The sequence below is a fragment of the Acidovorax sp. SUPP3334 genome (assembly GCF_030159055.1).
GTDB lineage: Bacteria > Pseudomonadota > Gammaproteobacteria > Burkholderiales > Burkholderiaceae_C > Paracidovorax.
This window is the reverse complement of record NZ_BQXQ01000023.1, coordinates 69478-83537: the sequence shown is the minus strand read 5'-3', so window position 1 is coordinate 83537 and position 14060 is coordinate 69478. Positions and strand designations below refer to the sequence as shown.

Annotated in this window: 13 protein-coding genes and 1 pseudogene; 5 read left to right on the top strand and 9 right to left on the bottom strand. The window is 69.2% G+C overall.

What is annotated here, in order from left to right; all coding sequences use genetic code 11:
- Positions 1–494: 494 nt before the first annotated feature.
- Complete coding sequence (gene ltaE / locus AVHM3334_RS14490) at positions 495–1580, bottom strand: low-specificity L-threonine aldolase (protein ID WP_284413367.1); 1086 nt, start codon at positions 1578–1580, stop codon at positions 495–497.
- 209 nt (positions 1581–1789) lie between these two features.
- Here ltaE and AVHM3334_RS14485 point away from each other — a divergent pair.
- Together AVHM3334_RS14485 and AVHM3334_RS14480 are read left to right on the top strand one after the other, a co-directional pair.
- Positions 1790–2897 (top strand): annotated as a pseudogene (locus tag AVHM3334_RS14485) (aminotransferase class V-fold PLP-dependent enzyme).
- 39 nt (positions 2898–2936) lie between these two features.
- Positions 2937–4244, top strand: a complete 1308-nt coding sequence (locus AVHM3334_RS14480) for a DUF445 domain-containing protein (protein WP_284413365.1) — start codon at positions 2937–2939, stop codon at positions 4242–4244.
- A gap of 57 nt (positions 4245–4301) precedes the next feature.
- Here the strand turns inward: AVHM3334_RS14480 and AVHM3334_RS14475 are convergent, their stop codons facing one another.
- On the bottom strand, positions 4302–4721 hold the full coding sequence (locus tag AVHM3334_RS14475) for an XRE family transcriptional regulator (protein ID WP_284413363.1): 420 nt from the start codon (positions 4719–4721) through the stop codon (positions 4302–4304).
- Between AVHM3334_RS14475 and AVHM3334_RS14470 the strand changes: the two genes are divergently transcribed.
- Positions 4720–4905: a hypothetical protein gene (locus AVHM3334_RS14470; RefSeq protein WP_284413361.1), complete on the top strand. Its 186-nt coding sequence runs from the start codon at positions 4720–4722 to the stop codon at positions 4903–4905. The two genes, AVHM3334_RS14475 and AVHM3334_RS14470, sit on opposite strands and share 2 nt — an antisense overlap.
- Before the next feature lie 23 nt (positions 4906–4928).
- Here the strand turns inward: AVHM3334_RS14470 and AVHM3334_RS14465 are convergent, their stop codons facing one another.
- Together AVHM3334_RS14465 and AVHM3334_RS14460 are read right to left on the bottom strand one after the other, a co-directional pair.
- Complete coding sequence (locus AVHM3334_RS14465; protein ID WP_284413359.1) at positions 4929–5348, bottom strand: XRE family transcriptional regulator; 420 nt, start codon at positions 5346–5348, stop codon at positions 4929–4931.
- A gap of 95 nt (positions 5349–5443) precedes the next feature.
- A complete protein-coding gene (locus AVHM3334_RS14460; RefSeq protein ID WP_284413357.1) occupies positions 5444–5884 on the bottom strand; it encodes an XRE family transcriptional regulator in 441 nt (146 codons plus the stop codon).
- A 141-nt stretch (positions 5885–6025) separates the two neighbouring features.
- Between AVHM3334_RS14460 and AVHM3334_RS14455 the strand changes: the two genes are divergently transcribed.
- Both AVHM3334_RS14455 and AVHM3334_RS14450 read left to right on the top strand, forming a co-directional pair.
- Complete coding sequence (locus AVHM3334_RS14455; RefSeq protein WP_284413355.1) at positions 6026–6820, top strand: hypothetical protein; 795 nt, start codon at positions 6026–6028, stop codon at positions 6818–6820.
- A complete protein-coding gene (locus AVHM3334_RS14450; RefSeq protein WP_284413353.1) occupies positions 6817–7443 on the top strand; it encodes a GYF domain-containing protein in 627 nt (208 codons plus the stop codon). Before AVHM3334_RS14455 ends, AVHM3334_RS14450 begins: the two co-directional genes overlap by 4 nt.
- A gap of 64 nt (positions 7444–7507) precedes the next feature.
- On the opposite strand, the gene AVHM3334_RS14445 is transcribed toward AVHM3334_RS14450, so the two are convergent.
- The 5 genes from AVHM3334_RS14445 to AVHM3334_RS14425 all read right to left on the bottom strand — a co-directional run bounded on the left by AVHM3334_RS14445 (position 7508) and on the right by AVHM3334_RS14425 (position 13840).
- Positions 7508–9004, bottom strand: coding sequence for an FAD-linked oxidase C-terminal domain-containing protein (locus AVHM3334_RS14445; protein ID WP_284413351.1), 1497 nt, complete (start codon positions 9002–9004; stop codon positions 7508–7510).
- Between the two features lie 46 nt (positions 9005–9050).
- Entirely contained in the window at positions 9051–10973 is a 1923-nt protein-coding gene (locus AVHM3334_RS14440) for a sensor domain-containing phosphodiesterase (protein WP_284413349.1), read from the bottom strand.
- Positions 10974–11046: 73 nt separating this feature from the next.
- Positions 11047–11442 carry a DNA-binding transcriptional response regulator gene (locus AVHM3334_RS14435; RefSeq protein ID WP_284413347.1) on the bottom strand — a complete coding sequence of 132 codons (396 nt, stop codon included), beginning with the start codon at positions 11440–11442 and terminating at the stop codon, positions 11047–11049.
- Positions 11439–11939: a GAF domain-containing protein gene (locus AVHM3334_RS14430; protein ID WP_284413345.1), complete on the bottom strand. Its 501-nt coding sequence runs from the start codon at positions 11937–11939 to the stop codon at positions 11439–11441. The genes AVHM3334_RS14435 and AVHM3334_RS14430 overlap by 4 nt, the downstream gene beginning before the upstream one ends.
- 44 nt (positions 11940–11983) lie before the next feature.
- The gene (locus AVHM3334_RS14425) at positions 11984–13840 is read right to left on the bottom strand and encodes a PAS domain-containing methyl-accepting chemotaxis protein (protein WP_284413343.1); all 1857 of its coding nucleotides are present in this window, start codon (positions 13838–13840) and stop codon (positions 11984–11986) included.
- Positions 13841–14060 lie beyond the last annotated feature (220 nt).

Sequence of the window (14060 nt, the reverse complement as noted above, 5' to 3'; positions counted from 1 at the left end):
ACCATGGCGGCTGATGCCGAATTTGCGAACCTCTTGGCTTTGGCAGTGTGTGCATTGCAGTGTCATGTTCCGAAGCATCTCTCTTTTGCAGCAGGCACGCAAGACTTCTTTAGCAATCCCTCAAAAACGCCCTCCGCCGTAGTATCCATTGGTTGGAGTGCTATAAAAATAATAGCGTTCTGGTTGTGCTTCGCCGGCATCGCAATGGCAGTATCGCGATCCGCCAATGCGCGAGCGGCGGCGACCACCAGGCAGCCCCTTCGGGAGAAACCCACGCGCCCCGCATGCGGGGCGCGACCTTCGACACATCCCAATCGGAAATGTCGCCGTTGTTTGTTTCAATCCACACCCCGCCATGGGGTGACGGGCTGGCAGGCATCGAGCCCCCGTTCATCGCTTGGTTTCAACCCACGCGCCTGCCGGGGCGCGACCTGGCCCGCCCGGCCCCTCGGCCTCGGGCTTTTGGTTTCGGGCTTTTCGCTCTTCGCGGCGGCTCAGCGCCCGACGCCGTTGGCATGCCCGTCGAACCGGCGCACGCATTCCAGCGTCTGCGCCACCTCGTTGGGCCCCGCGTCCAGGTGCGTCACCCAGCGCAGGCGCGCGCTGCGGCCGTAAAGGCCGCTGGTCACGCGCACGCCGTGCTGGGCCAGCCAGGCGGTGAAGGCTGGCGCGACGTCCGCCTCCACGTCGGTGAACAGGATGTTGGTATGGGCCGAGGCCACCGTCAGGCGGCCCTGGAGCACGGGGTGGCTGCGGCCCGCTTCGGCCAGTCCCTCGGCCAGTTGGCGGGCCAGGGCATGGTCGTGCGCCAGGCGGCGCACGTGGTGCTGCAGCGCGTGCAGCCCGGCCGCGGCCAGGACGCCGGCCTGGCGCATGCCGCCGCCCAGGATCTTGCGCGTTCGCCGCGCCCGGCCGATGAAGTCGCGCGAGCCCAGCAGCAGCGAGCCCACGGGCGCGCCCAGGCCCTTGCTCAGGCACAGCGAAACCGAGTCGAAGTGCGAGCAGATCGCGCGGGCTTCGTCGTACACGTCGGTGCCGTTTTTCTCGGCGCTGTCCGTGGCTGCGTTGAACATGCGTGCGCCGTCCAGGTGCATCGCCAGGCCACGGGAGCGGGCGAGATCGGCCACTTCGGCGATGTAGCCGTCGGGCAGCGGCTGGCCGCCGGTGGTGTTTTCCAGCACCACGAGGCGGGTGCGGGCGAAATGCGGGTCGTCGGGCTTGATGGCGGCGGCGATGTCCGCCACGCGCAGCGTGCCGTCATGCTGGGTTTCCACGGGCTGCGGCTGGATGGAGCCCAGCACCGCCATGCCGCCGGCTTCCCAGCGGTAGGTGTGCCAGCTCTGGCCGACGATGGCCTCGTCGCCGCGCTGGCAGTGGCCCATGAGCGCGATCAGGTTGGTCTGCGTGCCGGAGCAGGCGAACAGGGCGGCTTCGAAGCCGAGCAGCTGCGCCGCGTGGTCCTGCAGTGCGTTCACGGTGGGGTCGTCGCCGAACACGTCGTCGCCAAGGGGGGCCTGGAACATGGCGTCGCGCATGGCCGGCGTGGGCTGGGTGACGGTGTCGCTGCGAAAGTCGGGCATCGGGGCTCCTGGTGGGTGCGGTGAAGGCAGAGAAAAGGGTTGGTCCGGCATCCTAGCGGCGTTGGGCGCGCTGCGTCCACCGCACGGGTGATCCGGGCGGCCGGGCTGCGGAAAGTGCCCGTGTAAGCTGGGCCGCTCGATTTTTTCGTTCCCTTTGCCGGCCGCGCGCGGCCTGTGCGGCGCACTGGCGCATCCCACACGGAGAACCCATGCCCGGCCTTCTGCCCGATATCGATCCCGACGGACTGCTCGAATTCTCTGTGGTCTATACCGACCGCGCGCTCAACCACATGTCCCGGCGCTTCACCGGCGTGATGCAGGACATTCTGGCCACGCTCAAGAGCCTCTACCACGCCCGCACGGCGGTGCTCGTGCCCGGCAGCGGCACCTTCGGCATGGAGGCGGTGGCGCGCCAGTTCGCCAACCGCGAGAAGGTGCTCATCGTGCGCAACGGCTGGTTCAGCTACCGCTGGAGCCAGATCTTCGACGCAGGCGGGCTGGGTGGCGGCGCCGTGGTGTGCCAGGCCCCCTGGGCGCCGTGCCCGGCCCACGAAGTGGCCGCGGCCATCCGCACCGAATCGCCGAAGGTGGTGTTCGCGCCGCATGTGGAAACCGCCAGCGGCATCCTGCTGCCCGACGACTACCTGCGCACCCTGAGCGAGGCCGCGCATGCCGTGGGGGCGCTCTTCGTGCTCGACTGCGTGGCCTCCGGCGCCGTGTGGGTGGACATGGAGGCCACGGGCGTGGACGTGTTGATCTCGGCGCCGCAAACGGGCTGGAGCGGCTCGCCGTGCTGCGCCATGGTGATGCTCAGCGAGCGGGTGCGCCAGGCCATCGACGGCACCACGAGCAGCAGCTTCGCGTGCGACCTCAAGAAGTGGATGCAGATCGCCGAGGGCTACGAAAAAGGCCAGCACGCCTACCACACGCCCCTGCCCACCGATGCGCTGGTGCAATTGCGCGACGTGATGCTGGAAACGCGCGACTACGGCTTCGAGAAGGTGCGCGCGGAGCAGATCGCACTGGGCGCCCGGGTGCGCGCGCTGCTGCAGTCGCGGGGCTTTCCGAGCGTGGCGGCCGAGGGCTACCAGGCCCCCGGCGTGGTGGTGAGCTACACGACCGACCCCGGCATCCAGAACGGCAAGAGAGTTCATCGAGGCCGGCCTGCAGACCGCCGCCGGCGTGCCGCTGCAATGCGGCGAGGGCCCGGACTTCCAGACCTTCCGCATCGGCCTGTTCGGCCTGGAGAAATGGCACAACGTGGACCGCACGGTGGGGCACCTGGAGGCGGCGCTGGACCGCGTGGCGCCACGCTAGCGGCCCCGTCCGACAGGCGTCTCGGGCTATCCTCGGGCGATGGATAGCACCCACGAAGACCAGGCCCGCGCGCTCACCCGGGCCAAGTGGCTGGCCACCGGCCTCTTGCTGGCGGTGGCCGCCGTGTTCGCCGCAACGTATGCGGTGCCCCGCAGCCTGGCCGTGGAATGCGTGCGCGCCATGGCCGAAGCCGCCATGGTGGGCGCGCTGGCCGACTGGTTCGCCGTATCGGCGCTGTTTCGGCGCATCCCGCTGCCGTTCGTGCAGCGGCACACGGACATCATCGCGCGCAACAAGGTGCGCATCGGCGGCAACCTGGCCTCGTTCGTGCGCGACGAGTTCCTGGACGCGCCCTCGCTCGTCACCATGATCCGCCGCCACGACCCGGCGCACCTGCTGGGCCAGTGGCTCACCTCGCCGGGCAACGCGCAACTGCTGGCGCGGCAGATGTCGCGCCTGGCGCTGTCGGCGCTCGACACGGTGGAGGACGAGCGCATCCAGCGCTTCATGAACGACGCCGCGCGCACGCTCATCGGGCAGATCGACCTGTCGCGCACCATGGCCATGGCGCTGGAGGCGCTGACCCACAACGGCCGCCACCAGGCACTGCTCGACGACCTGCTCAACCGGCTGGCCGCCATGGTGCGCGAGCCGCAGACGCGCACCTTCATCGCCGAAACCATCGTGCAGTGGATCAAGCGCGAACACCCGCTCAAGGAGAAGGTGCTGCCCACCGACTGGTTGAGCGACAAGGGCGCGGGCGCCATCGCGCAGGCCATCGAGAACCTGCTGGCCGAGGTGGCCGGCAACCCCACGCACCAGTTGCGCGGCACGCTGGACGGCGCGGTGCAGCGGCTGGTGGAGCGCCTGCAATCCGACCCCGAGTGGGCCGAGCGCGGCATGGCGATCCGCGACTACCTGCAAAACGACGCCACGCTGGGGCGCTACGTGCAGACGCTGTGGACCAGCCTGCGCGAACGCCTGCAGCGCGACCTGGCCGATGAGGAGTCGGAGGTTTCGCGCAAGGTGGCCGCCATGGGCGAGTGGCTGGGGCTGTCGCTCGCGGGCGACCCGGCGCTGCGGCTGCGGCTGAACGTGCGGCTGGAGCTGTGGGCGGCGCAGTGGGCGCCCGACCTGTCGCAGTTCGTGGCCGAGCACATCCGCAACACCGTGGACCGCTGGGACGCCAAGGAACTGGCGCGCCTGGTGGAGCTGCACATCGGCAGCGACCTGCAGTACATCCGCATCAACGGCACCGTGGTGGGCGGCTTCATCGGGCTGCTGCTGTTCGTGCTGTCGCACGCGGACGATCTGGCGCAGGGGCTGCGCACGCTGGTCGCCGACTGACGCCCCCTGCGCCCCGGGTCGGCAGGGCCCTCAAGGCCCGCAACGCCCGGCGGCGGCTCAGCGCTTGCGCGGCGTCTGGTCCACGGCCTGCGCCTTGGCGATGGCCAGGATCACCTCGCGCGCCAGGCGGCGCTGCGGCACCGGCAGGCGCAGATAGGTTTCGAACAGTTCGCGGTCCTCGTACCCGAGGCCCACATGCCAGCGCGCGGCCTCTTCACGCGCCTGGGGCGTGCTGTCCGGCTTGCCGAAGGCCAGCTCCTGCACCGGCATGCGCAGCCATTCGGCGAGTGTGATGAGCTTGCGCGCATCGGGCATGGTTTCTCCGAGCAGCCAGCGGCGCACACCGTGCAAGGTCATGGGCTTGCCCCAGTGGCGGGTGTTGAACTCCCGTTCCAAAACCGAGGGCTTGGGTGCATAGCCCGCCGCCACCATGGCTTGGCGTAATTTCTCTGCAAAAAGTTGCTTGGGATCGTGCATGGGCGGCACGCTATGGATGCCTGCCAGCCCTGGATTGACTCTGTACTTTAGTTACGTAGAGCCGGTGATTGCGGGTGAAAAAACCGGCGTATCAACCGGCCGTGCAGTCCGGCGGCTCGACGAGTTCGTGCTGTCGCAAGCGGACGATCCGGCGCAGTGCCTGAGCACCCTCATGGCCGACTGATGCCCGTCGCGCAGGCGATATTTTCAGCGCTTGCGCGGCGTCTGGTCCACGGCCTGCGCCTTGGCGACGGCCAAAATCACCTCGCGCGCCAGGCGGCGCTGCGGCACCGGCAGCCGCAAATAGGTTTCGAACAGCTCGCGGTCCTCGTAACCGAGGCCCACATGCCAGCGGGCGGCTTCTTCGCGAGCTTTGGACGTGGTTTCCGGCGTGCCGAAGGCCAGCTCCTGCACCGGCATGCGCAGCCATTCGGCGAGGGTGATCAGTTTGCGCGCGTCCGGCATGGTTTCGCCGAGCAGCCAGCGGCGAACACCGTGCAAAGTCATGGGCTTGCCCCAGTGGCGGGTGTTGAACTCCCGCTCCAGAACCGAGGGCTTGGGTGCGTAGCCAGCCGCCACCATGGCTTGGCGTAATTTTTCTGCAAAAAGTTGCTTGGGATCGTGCATGGGGCGGCACCCTAGGGATGCCCACTGGCCCTGGATTGACTCTGTACTTGAGTTACGTAAAGCCAGTGATTGCGGGTGAAAAAGGGGCGGCGCTGTCAGCCTGCCGGGCCGTCTGGCGGCTCTTCGCGGGAGGGCACCGGGGCCGGTGCATGGGCCTTCGCGATGGCCAGGATGACGTCGCGCGCGAGCCGCCGCTTCGAGATGGGCAGCTTCAGGTAGGTGTCGAACAGTTCGCGGTCTTCGTAGCCCAGTGCGACGTGCCAGCGGGCGGCCTCTTCGCGCACTTCGCCGGAATCGGACACGCCGAAGGCCAGTTCCTGCACCGGCATGCGCAGCCACTCGGCCAGCACGATGAGCTTGCGCGCGTCGGGCATGGTTTCGCCGAGCAGCCACCGGCGCACGCCATGCAGCGTCATGGGCTTGCCCCAATGCCGGGTATTGAACTCTCGCTCCAGAACGGACGGCTTGGGCGCATAGCCCGCGGCCGTCATGGCTTCTCGTAATTTCTCGGCAAATAGCTGCTTGGGATCATTCATGGCGGCACCGTAGGCAGCGGGGATGACGAAGTGTTGATTTTCAGATAAAGTCACGACTAGCAATTAATTAAAAATCAACTTTCCGAATTCGAGCGCTGCCCCTTGCGGGCTGCCGCTGCGAAGCTCGGCAGGGAGGCGTGAATGCACCAGGGATGGATGGCGATCGGCTGCGCTGTGGCCGGACTGATGGCGGGTTGCGGGGATGGGGCCGTGCGGCAGGTCAAGCGACTGGAGCGCCCCGACGTGCCGGGCGGGGCGGTGGGGGCGGCGCTGGACCAGCGCCAGGCCTGCGCCGCCGTGCAGTGGCGGTCGTTTCAAGACGCGCAGGGGCGCCGGGTCGTCCAATACGCGTGCGAGCACCGGCAGGCGACGGCGCACTATGCGCGGCTCACCCGCGAGGCGCTGGCGGCCCTGGTGCCGGGGCGGTCGCGCGAGCCGGGCGGGGCCGAGGTGGTGTACCTGCTGCACCAGCGCTCGGTGGATTTCCGCCGCGTGCGCGAGGTGACCGAGTGGCGCATGCAGGCGGCTGCCCCGGTCTGGATCGGTTCGTGGGTGGACACCGAATACGCCAGCCACACCGCGCGCGAACCGGTGCCGGCCGGCTTCGTGTTCGCCGAGGCGGCGCACGACGGCCCGGCGCTGTCGCCCGGCTACCAGCGCCTGCTGGAGCGCGCCTGGCGCGGCTACCGCTCGCTGCCGGCCGCAGGCGTGTTGCAGCGCAAGCTGGCAGCGGCCGCTGCCTCGCCCCCGCCTCCGACCGTGCTGCCGCTGACCGGGTCCGGCCCCGGCGCCGACGCCGACGTTCCCGCTCTGCCAGGCCCCGCGTTCGAGGCGCTGCATGCAGCCCCGCCCGCCGCGCAAAACCGCCTGCACCCTGGCGCGCAGCGGCCCGATGCCCTTTCCACAGCGATGCGCCGCCCGGAGGCCTTGCGATGAATGCAACCGAACGGGACATTCCCCTGGACGAGGGTGCCTGCTGGTACTACGAAACCCCGGGCAAGTGCCTTGGCCCCGTGCCGGACGAGGAGATCGTGCGGCTGATCGGCACGCAGCGCCTGCCGCCGGGCCAGCGCATCTGGCGGCCCGGCCTTCCGTGCTGGGTGCCGGTGGAGCAGTCGGAGTTCCGGCCGCACCTGGGCGAGGCTGTTGGCGAGGCTCTGGGCGCGGCCGGCGCATTCGCGGCCGATGCACCCGCAGATTCAGAGGCAGATGCCGACGACGGCGGCGCGAACAACACCCTGGCCTGGCTGCTGGCCTTCGCGCCGGTCATGGGCGTGTCCCTGGAGGGCTTCGTCGCCTACCTGGTGTACCGCGACCCTTACCTGTCGCAGCGCGCGGTGCAGTCGGGCGCCTTCTTCTTTCTGACCGTGGCGTTCAACGTGCTGATCGCCTTCGTGGACGAGCGCTGGCTGTGGCGCGCCGGACACGACACGGCCGGCTTTCGCGGCTGGGTGTGGCTCGCGCCCGTGTACCTGTACCGTCGCGCACGGCAACTGGGCCAGAACCTGGGGCCGCTGGCCGCATGGGTGGCCTGCCTGTTCGTGGTGCTGACGCTGTAAGGCGGCCCGCTGCGGCAGGCGGCGCACCCCAGCCTGCCGGGGGCGGCCCGGTGAAGCCGCCGCCCTAGAAGCGCGGCAGGTCGGGGTGGGCGATCTGGCCGCCGCGCACCAGCATCTTTCCGTACTCGGCGCAGCGGTTGAGGGTGGGAATCACCTTGCCCGGGTTGAGCAGCCCGGCCGGATCGAATGCGGCCTTGAGCGCGAACATCTGCGCGTTCTCTTCGGTGGTGAACTGCGTGCACATCGAATTGAGCTTCTCGACCCCCACGCCGTGCTCGCCCGTCACCGTGCCGCCCATGGCCACGCTGGTTTCCAGAATGTCGGCGCCGAAGAGTTCGCAGCGGTGCAGCTGGTCGGGGTCGTTGGCATCGAACAGGATCAGGGGGTGCAGGTTGCCGTCGCCCGCATGGAACACGTTGGCGCAGCGCAGGGCGTATTTCTTTTCCATCGCCTGGATGGCGAGCAGGATGTCGGCCAGGCGCTTGCGCGGAATGGTCGAATCCATGCACATGTAGTCGGGGCTGATGCGTCCGCTGGCCGGAAAGGCGTTCTTGCGGCCGCTCCAAAAGCGCAGGCGTTCGGCCTCGTCCTGGCTCACGGTGAGCGCCGTGGCGCCCGCGGCGCGCAGCACCTCGCTCATGCGGCCGATCTCCTCCTGCACTTCTTCGGGCGTGCCGTCCGACTCGCACAGCAAGATGGCTTCGGCGGTGAGGTCGTAGCCGGCGCAGACGAAATCTTCCACGGCGGCGGTCATGGGCTTGTCCATCATTTCCAGGCCTGCGGGAATGATGCCCGCCGCGATGATCGCCGCCACCGCGTCGCCCGCGCGGCGCACATCGTCGAAGCTGGCCATGATGCAGCGCGCCAGTTGCGGCTTGGGGATGAGGCGCACCGTCACCTCGGTGGCCACGGCCAGCATGCCTTCGCTGCCGATCACGGCGGCCAGCAGGTCGTAGCCGGGGGCGTCCAGCGCCTCGCTGCCGAAGGTGACGGGCTCGCCCTCCATCGTGAAGCCCTCGATGCGCAGCACGTTGTGCACCGTGAGGCCGTACTTCAGGCAGTGCACGCCGCCCGAGTTCTCGGCGATGTTGCCGCCGATGGTGCAGGCGATCTGGCTGCTCGGGTCGGGCGCGTAGTACAGGCCGTGGGGTGCCGCCGCCTCGCTGATGGCCAGGTTGCGCACCCCGCACTGCACGACCGCCGTGCGCGACACCGGGTCCATGCGCAGGATGCGGTTGAACTTGGCCAGCGACAGCGTCACGCCCAGCGCATGCGGCATGGCCCCGCCCGACAGGCCCGTGCCGGCCCCGCGGGCCACCACCGGCACCGCCAGCGCGTGGCAGGCGCGCAGCACGGCCTGTACCTGCGCATAGGTTTCGGGCAGCGCCACGGCCAGCGGGCGCTGGCGGTAGGCGGTGAGCCCGTCGCATTCGTAGGGCGTGGTGTCTTCGGCATGCCAGAGCAGCGCGTGCGCGGGCAGCACGGCCTGCAGCGCGGGGATCAGGCGGGCCTTGATGGCCTGGGGCGTCGGATGCGGGTCGAGGGCGGTGGCAGGCGTCATGGTGTGCGGCACGGTCGCGGCCGGGGCGGGCCGCGCTGAGGGCACTCTACGCCATCCTGCTGCCGAAAACAGTGCCTTCGGCGGCCCCGGCCGCGTGAAGTTCTTTCCCGTCGGCCATGAAAAGCTTTTCATGCCAGCCTGCCGTCGCCTGGGCGGCGAAGAAGGGCGCCACGGCCTCCGCCTCCATGGGGTAGGCCAGGAAGTAGCCCTGGGCGAGGTCGCAGCCCGCCTCGGCCACCATGTCCAGAATCTCGCGGCTCTCCACGCCCTCGGCCACCAGTTGGTAGCCCAGGCGCTGCCCGAGCGCGATGATGGTGCGCAGCAGCGTCCATGCCTGCATGTCGTCGGCGATCGGTTTGACCAGCGACTGGTCGAGCTTGAGCATTTCCGCCGGCAGCCCGCGCAGGCACGACAGGTTGCAGTAGCCGATGCCGAAATCGTCCAGCGACACCTTGAGCCCCATGGCCCGGATTTCCTCGAGCACCCCTTGCGTGGCACGCCCGGTCAGGGCCACGCTCTCGGTGCATTCGATGTGCAGCTGCCGTGCGGCCACGCCGTGCAGCGCCAGCGCGTTGCGCAGGATGGTGACGAAATCCGGGTGCTCCAGGTTGCGGGCCGAGACGTTGACCGCCATCGTCATCGGCAGGCCCTGCCGGTTCCAGTCCGCCAACTGGGCCAGGGCCGTGTGCAGCACCCATTCGGTGAGCAGGTGGATCAGTGCGGTCTGCTCCACCTGGGCAATGAACTCGGCGGGCGAGACGTTGCCGTGGCGCGGATGGCGCCAGCGGATCAGCGCCTCGACGCCCGAAAAACGCTTCTGTCGCACTTCGAACTGCGGCTGGTACACGAGCCGGAAATCGCCTTCGGCCAAACCCTGCGGCAGCCCGCGCAGCAGCGCGAAGGCGCGGCGGTGGGCGGTGTCGGATTCGGGGGCGTACCAGACGAACGGGCGGTGCAGTTCGTCGGCCTGGTGCAGGGCCGAGGTCGCGCGGCGCAGCACGTCGTTGGCCGATTCCGCATCGAGCGTGAACCGCGCCAGCCCCGCCACCAGGTGCAGCTCCAGCACCACGCGGCCGCTGCGAAAGGCTTCCTGCAGGCGGCGCTGCACGGACAGCACGGCCTGCTCCTGCGCCGCCGGGCTGTCCTCGGGCAGCAGGTAGGCGAAGCGGGTCTCCGACGCATGGTAGAGCTGCGCACCCGGCCCCAGGGCATCGGCCAGGTGCCGCGCCACGTCGCGCAGGCCGGCCTCCAGCGGCGGGATGCCGATGGCGCGCACGGCCTGCTGCAGGTCGCGGTCGCGGATCACGTCCAGCAGCACCAGCGTGCGGGATTGGCCGGGCGTTTGCAGGCAACGGTCCATCAGGTCGTGCACGAGCTGGGCCCGGTTGTGCAGGCCAGTGATCTCGTTGATGCGCCCGGCCGTGCGCAGCAGCGCGATCTCGTTCATCACCAGGGCGGCCAGGTCTTTCAACTGCTGGCGCTGGGTGGCATCCAGCGTGCGCGGCCGCTGGTCCAGGATGCACAGTGCGCCGAGCGCATGGCCATCGGGCAGCACCAGGGGCGCGCCGGCATAAAAGCGCACGCCGACCTCGCCGGTCACCAGCGGGTTGTCGGCGAAGCGGTCGTCCAGCCGCGTGTCGTTCACGACCAGCAGGTCGGCGCACTCGATGGTGTAGTGGCAAAACGCCACCGAACGGGGCAGCTCGCAGGCAGACAGGCCGATGCGCGACTTGTGCCACTGGCGGTCGGCCTCCAGCAGGGTGACCAGGGCAATGGGGGTGTCGAACAGCGCGCTCGCCAGCCGGGTGATGCGGTCGAAACCGTCGCTGGGCGGCGTGTCCATCAGGCCGCTGGCCCGCAGGGCGAACAGGCGCTGCTGCTCTCGTTGGTGGCGCCCTTCGGGGTCCAGGGCGGCGTCGTGGCCGAAGGTGGAATCGGAATGCGGGATCGTCGGTATCAGCGCTTGCACGGCCTGCTTTCTCCCGCGGCGTCGGTGGAATGGTTCACGGATGGGCGGCGGCCCGCCGTGCGGTGCGGCCCGGTCATCGCTTGCGCTTTGCCATCGCCTGCACCGATTCGAGCAGTGCGCCGATCTTGAACGGCTTGCGCAGCGTGTCCTGCACGCCGATGGCCTCGCGCCATGCGTCGCGCTCTGGATCGTCCTGTGACGACAGCGCCAGCACCGGCATGTCGGCCGGGCAGGCGAAGGCGCCGCTGCGCAGGCGCGAGAGCAGGTCGGTCGATGCCGAGACATCGTCGCAATCGAGCACCAGGCCGAAGAACGGCCGGGCGGCCAGCACGGGCAGGTCGCGCGTCACGCTGGTGGCCTCGTGGAATTCCACCAGGCCGAGATCCCGCGCGACCGAAACGATCGTGCGGCGCAGTACGAACTGGGGCTCCACCAGCAAAAGGACGGGCAGGGGGGGCAGGCGGGTCATGCGTCGGTTTCTGTTTTGCCGGCAATGGTCTCATTGGCCAACTGGCCCAGCGTCCGCAGCACGGCCCTCTCGGTCGGGTTCAGGCGGCGGGGCTTGGTGTCGATGATGCACAGTGTGCCAAGCCGCTCGCCGGTCGGTGCGCTCAAGGGGGCGCCGGCATAGAACCGGATGTGCGGCGCCTGCGTCACCAGCGGGTTGCCCGCAAAGCGCGCATCCAGGTTGGCGTCCTCCATCACGAACAGCTCCGGCTGCAGGATGGCGTGCGCGCAGAAGGAAACGTCGCGGCCCGTCTGCGGCAGGGCCAGACCCACGCGCGACTTGAACCACTGCCGATCGTCATCGATGAGGCTCATCAGCGCGATGGGCGCGTCCAGCTGCTCGGCCGCGAAGCGCACGAACCGGTCGAAGCGTTCCTCCGGGGCCGTGTCGAGCAGCATCAGGTCTTGCAGCGCGCGCAGCCGCTGCGTTTCGTTGTCAGGGAGCCTGGCTGGAATCATTGGGTAGGGGTCCTGGAGGTGTGTGGGATGCAGCAGCGCCCGGTTCAACCGAGCAGGTAGGCCATTTCGCCCAGGTCCACGACGACCATGCTGGCGCTGTTGCCCTCGTGCTCGTGCGTGATCATGCGGAACTCGCCCAATGCGCCCAGCCGCATTTCGCGGTGGTCGGCCCGGTGGGCCTGTAGCCAGTCGCACAGCCGGGAAATCGCGATGGCCACGGTCGCGTGGCCCGGAGGAAGGGGCTCCAGCAGGATGGCCATGCGCGGCACCATGGGGATCGTCGAGCCGTCGAGCGATGGCAGCGAAACCACCTTGAGCGTCTTGCCGCGCCAGGGCATCACGGCCGGGCGGCCGAGCGCCAGCTCGTCGATGGTCGGCTGCGGCAGCTCGGCCACGCCGACCACGCTGTCCACGGGCGTGGCGTACAGCGCGCCGGCCTCGAAGACCAGAAAGTGCGAGTCGATGACCGGGCCATTGGAATCGACGGCCGGGCCATCGTGGTCGCCATCGCCCGCTTGCGGGCCGGCATCGGTGGCCTGGCCGGCCGTTGCATCGGCCCCGCCAGGCGCCGCCCGGCTCATGGCGGCCTCGGGCACGGCGTCGAAGAGTCTGTCGATGTCCAGCACCCGCAGCGTGCCCACGCCCGGCACCGAGGTCATGCCCTTCAGGAACGGTTCGCCCGGGGTGAGAGCCAGGTCGGACTCCGCCAGGTCGGCCAGTTGCCGGCAGGTGTCTGCCATCAGCCCGATCCACAGGCCCTGCCGCTCCAGCACGGCCACCCAGGGCGGCAGGGGCGCTCCCGCGCGTACTGGCTGGCCGGCAACGGCCACCAGCGGCAGCTTGCGGCCGCGCAGCTCGCTGATCGCCGCCGTGAGGCCGCCGCCGGGCAGGCTCAGCTCCACGGGAGGCAAGGGGACCACGATGTCGCGGATGTCGGTGGACGACTGCTCGATGGCGGCGATGGCTTCGCGCGAACGGGCCAGCAACTGGTTGCCTTCGCCGGCCTCGCGCTGGGTCTGGGTGGCGAGCGCTGCCGACCGCTCGGAGCTGCGCGCCACCTGCTCGATCGACACCGAGATGGCATGCAGCACGGCCCCGATGTCCTTCACCTTCTGCGCCACGGCCTCTTCGCGCTCGACCTGCTCGGTCACGTTGACGGCGAACTTCACCACCTTGTACACGCGGCCGTCCGGGTCGAAGATCGGGTTGTAGGTGGCCTGGATCCAGATGCCCGCTTCGTGCTTGCCGATGCGCCGGTAGCGGCCGCTCTGGAACTTGCCCTCGCCCAGGTCGGCCCAGAAATCGCGATAGACCTGTGTTTTGACGAAGGCGGGGTCGCAGAACATGCTGTGGTGCCTACTGCGGATTTCATCCAGCGTGTAGCCCATGGTGCGCAGGAAATTCGGGTTGGCGGTCAGGATGCTGCCGTCCACGCTGAATTCGATCACGGCCTGCGACAGGCCGATGGCATCGAGCTTGCCCTTGGTTTCCGCGGCCTGGCGCGTTTCGGCGGTGATGTCGGTGGCGAACTTGACCACCTTGTACGGCTTGCCCGAGGAGTCGAGCACCGGGTTGTAGGACGCCTGGATCCACACGTCCGCACCGCCCTTGCCCACGCGGCGGTAGCGGCCGGCATCGACTTCGCCGCGGCCCAGCCGTTCCCACAGCCGCGCGTATTCGGCCGACCGCACCACTTCTGGCGAGCAAAACAGGCTGTGGTGCTGCCCGACGACCTCCTCCAGCGTGTAGCCCATGCGCCCCAGGAACAGCGGGTTGGCGTGCTGGATCCGCCCGTCCAGGTCGAATTCGATGGTGCATTGCACCCGCTCCAGCGCGGCCAGCAGGCCCTGGGTGCGCGCGCTCGAATTCGGAGTCGGCAAGGGGGAGATGGAGGCGTTCATGGCGGCGGGGTCTTGGTGGGCGGGGCAATGCGTTATCGGCCATTGCTGCGGCCGGCTTGAATGCCGCGCCCGCAAGACAACCGGCAAGGCGCGTAATGTCCGTGCTCTGGGCCGCCCACGCCTCCCCTTTGAAATCAACCTCTGCCAACGAAGGGCTTTCGGGGAATCTTGACGGGGCTCGGCCCGCCGCGCAAGCGTGATTTCTGCAAAGCGCGGTTTT

Excerpts from the sequence above, each read along its gene's own strand:
- AVHM3334_RS14480 (WP_284413365.1), top strand. The coding sequence starts at position 2,937 with ATGGATAGCACCCACGAAGACCAGGCCCGCGCGCTCACCCGGGCCAAG.
- AVHM3334_RS14465 (WP_284413359.1), bottom strand. The coding sequence starts at position 5,348 with ATGCACGATCCCAAGCAACTTTTTGCAGAAAAATTACGCCAAGCCATG.
- AVHM3334_RS14475 (WP_284413363.1), bottom strand. The coding sequence starts at position 4,721 with ATGCACGATCCCAAGCAACTTTTTGCAGAGAAATTACGCCAAGCCATG.
- AVHM3334_RS14455 (WP_284413355.1), top strand. The coding sequence starts at position 6,026 with ATGCACCAGGGATGGATGGCGATCGGCTGCGCTGTGGCCGGACTGATG.
- ltaE (WP_284413367.1), bottom strand. The coding sequence starts at position 1,580 with ATGCCCGACTTTCGCAGCGACACCGTCACCCAGCCCACGCCGGCCATG.
- AVHM3334_RS14450 (WP_284413353.1), top strand. The coding sequence starts at position 6,817 with ATGAATGCAACCGAACGGGACATTCCCCTGGACGAGGGTGCCTGCTGG.
- AVHM3334_RS14425 (WP_284413343.1), bottom strand. The coding sequence starts at position 13,840 with ATGAACGCCTCCATCTCCCCCTTGCCGACTCCGAATTCGAGCGCGCGC.
- AVHM3334_RS14445 (WP_284413351.1), bottom strand. The coding sequence starts at position 9,004 with ATGACGCCTGCCACCGCCCTCGACCCGCATCCGACGCCCCAGGCCATC.
- AVHM3334_RS14470 (WP_284413361.1), top strand. The coding sequence starts at position 4,720 with ATGGGCGGCACGCTATGGATGCCTGCCAGCCCTGGATTGACTCTGTAC.
- AVHM3334_RS14430 (WP_284413345.1), bottom strand. The coding sequence starts at position 11,939 with ATGATTCCAGCCAGGCTCCCTGACAACGAAACGCAGCGGCTGCGCGCG.
- AVHM3334_RS14460 (WP_284413357.1), bottom strand. The coding sequence starts at position 5,884 with ATGAATGATCCCAAGCAGCTATTTGCCGAGAAATTACGAGAAGCCATG.
- AVHM3334_RS14435 (WP_284413347.1), bottom strand. The coding sequence starts at position 11,442 with ATGACCCGCCTGCCCCCCCTGCCCGTCCTTTTGCTGGTGGAGCCCCAG.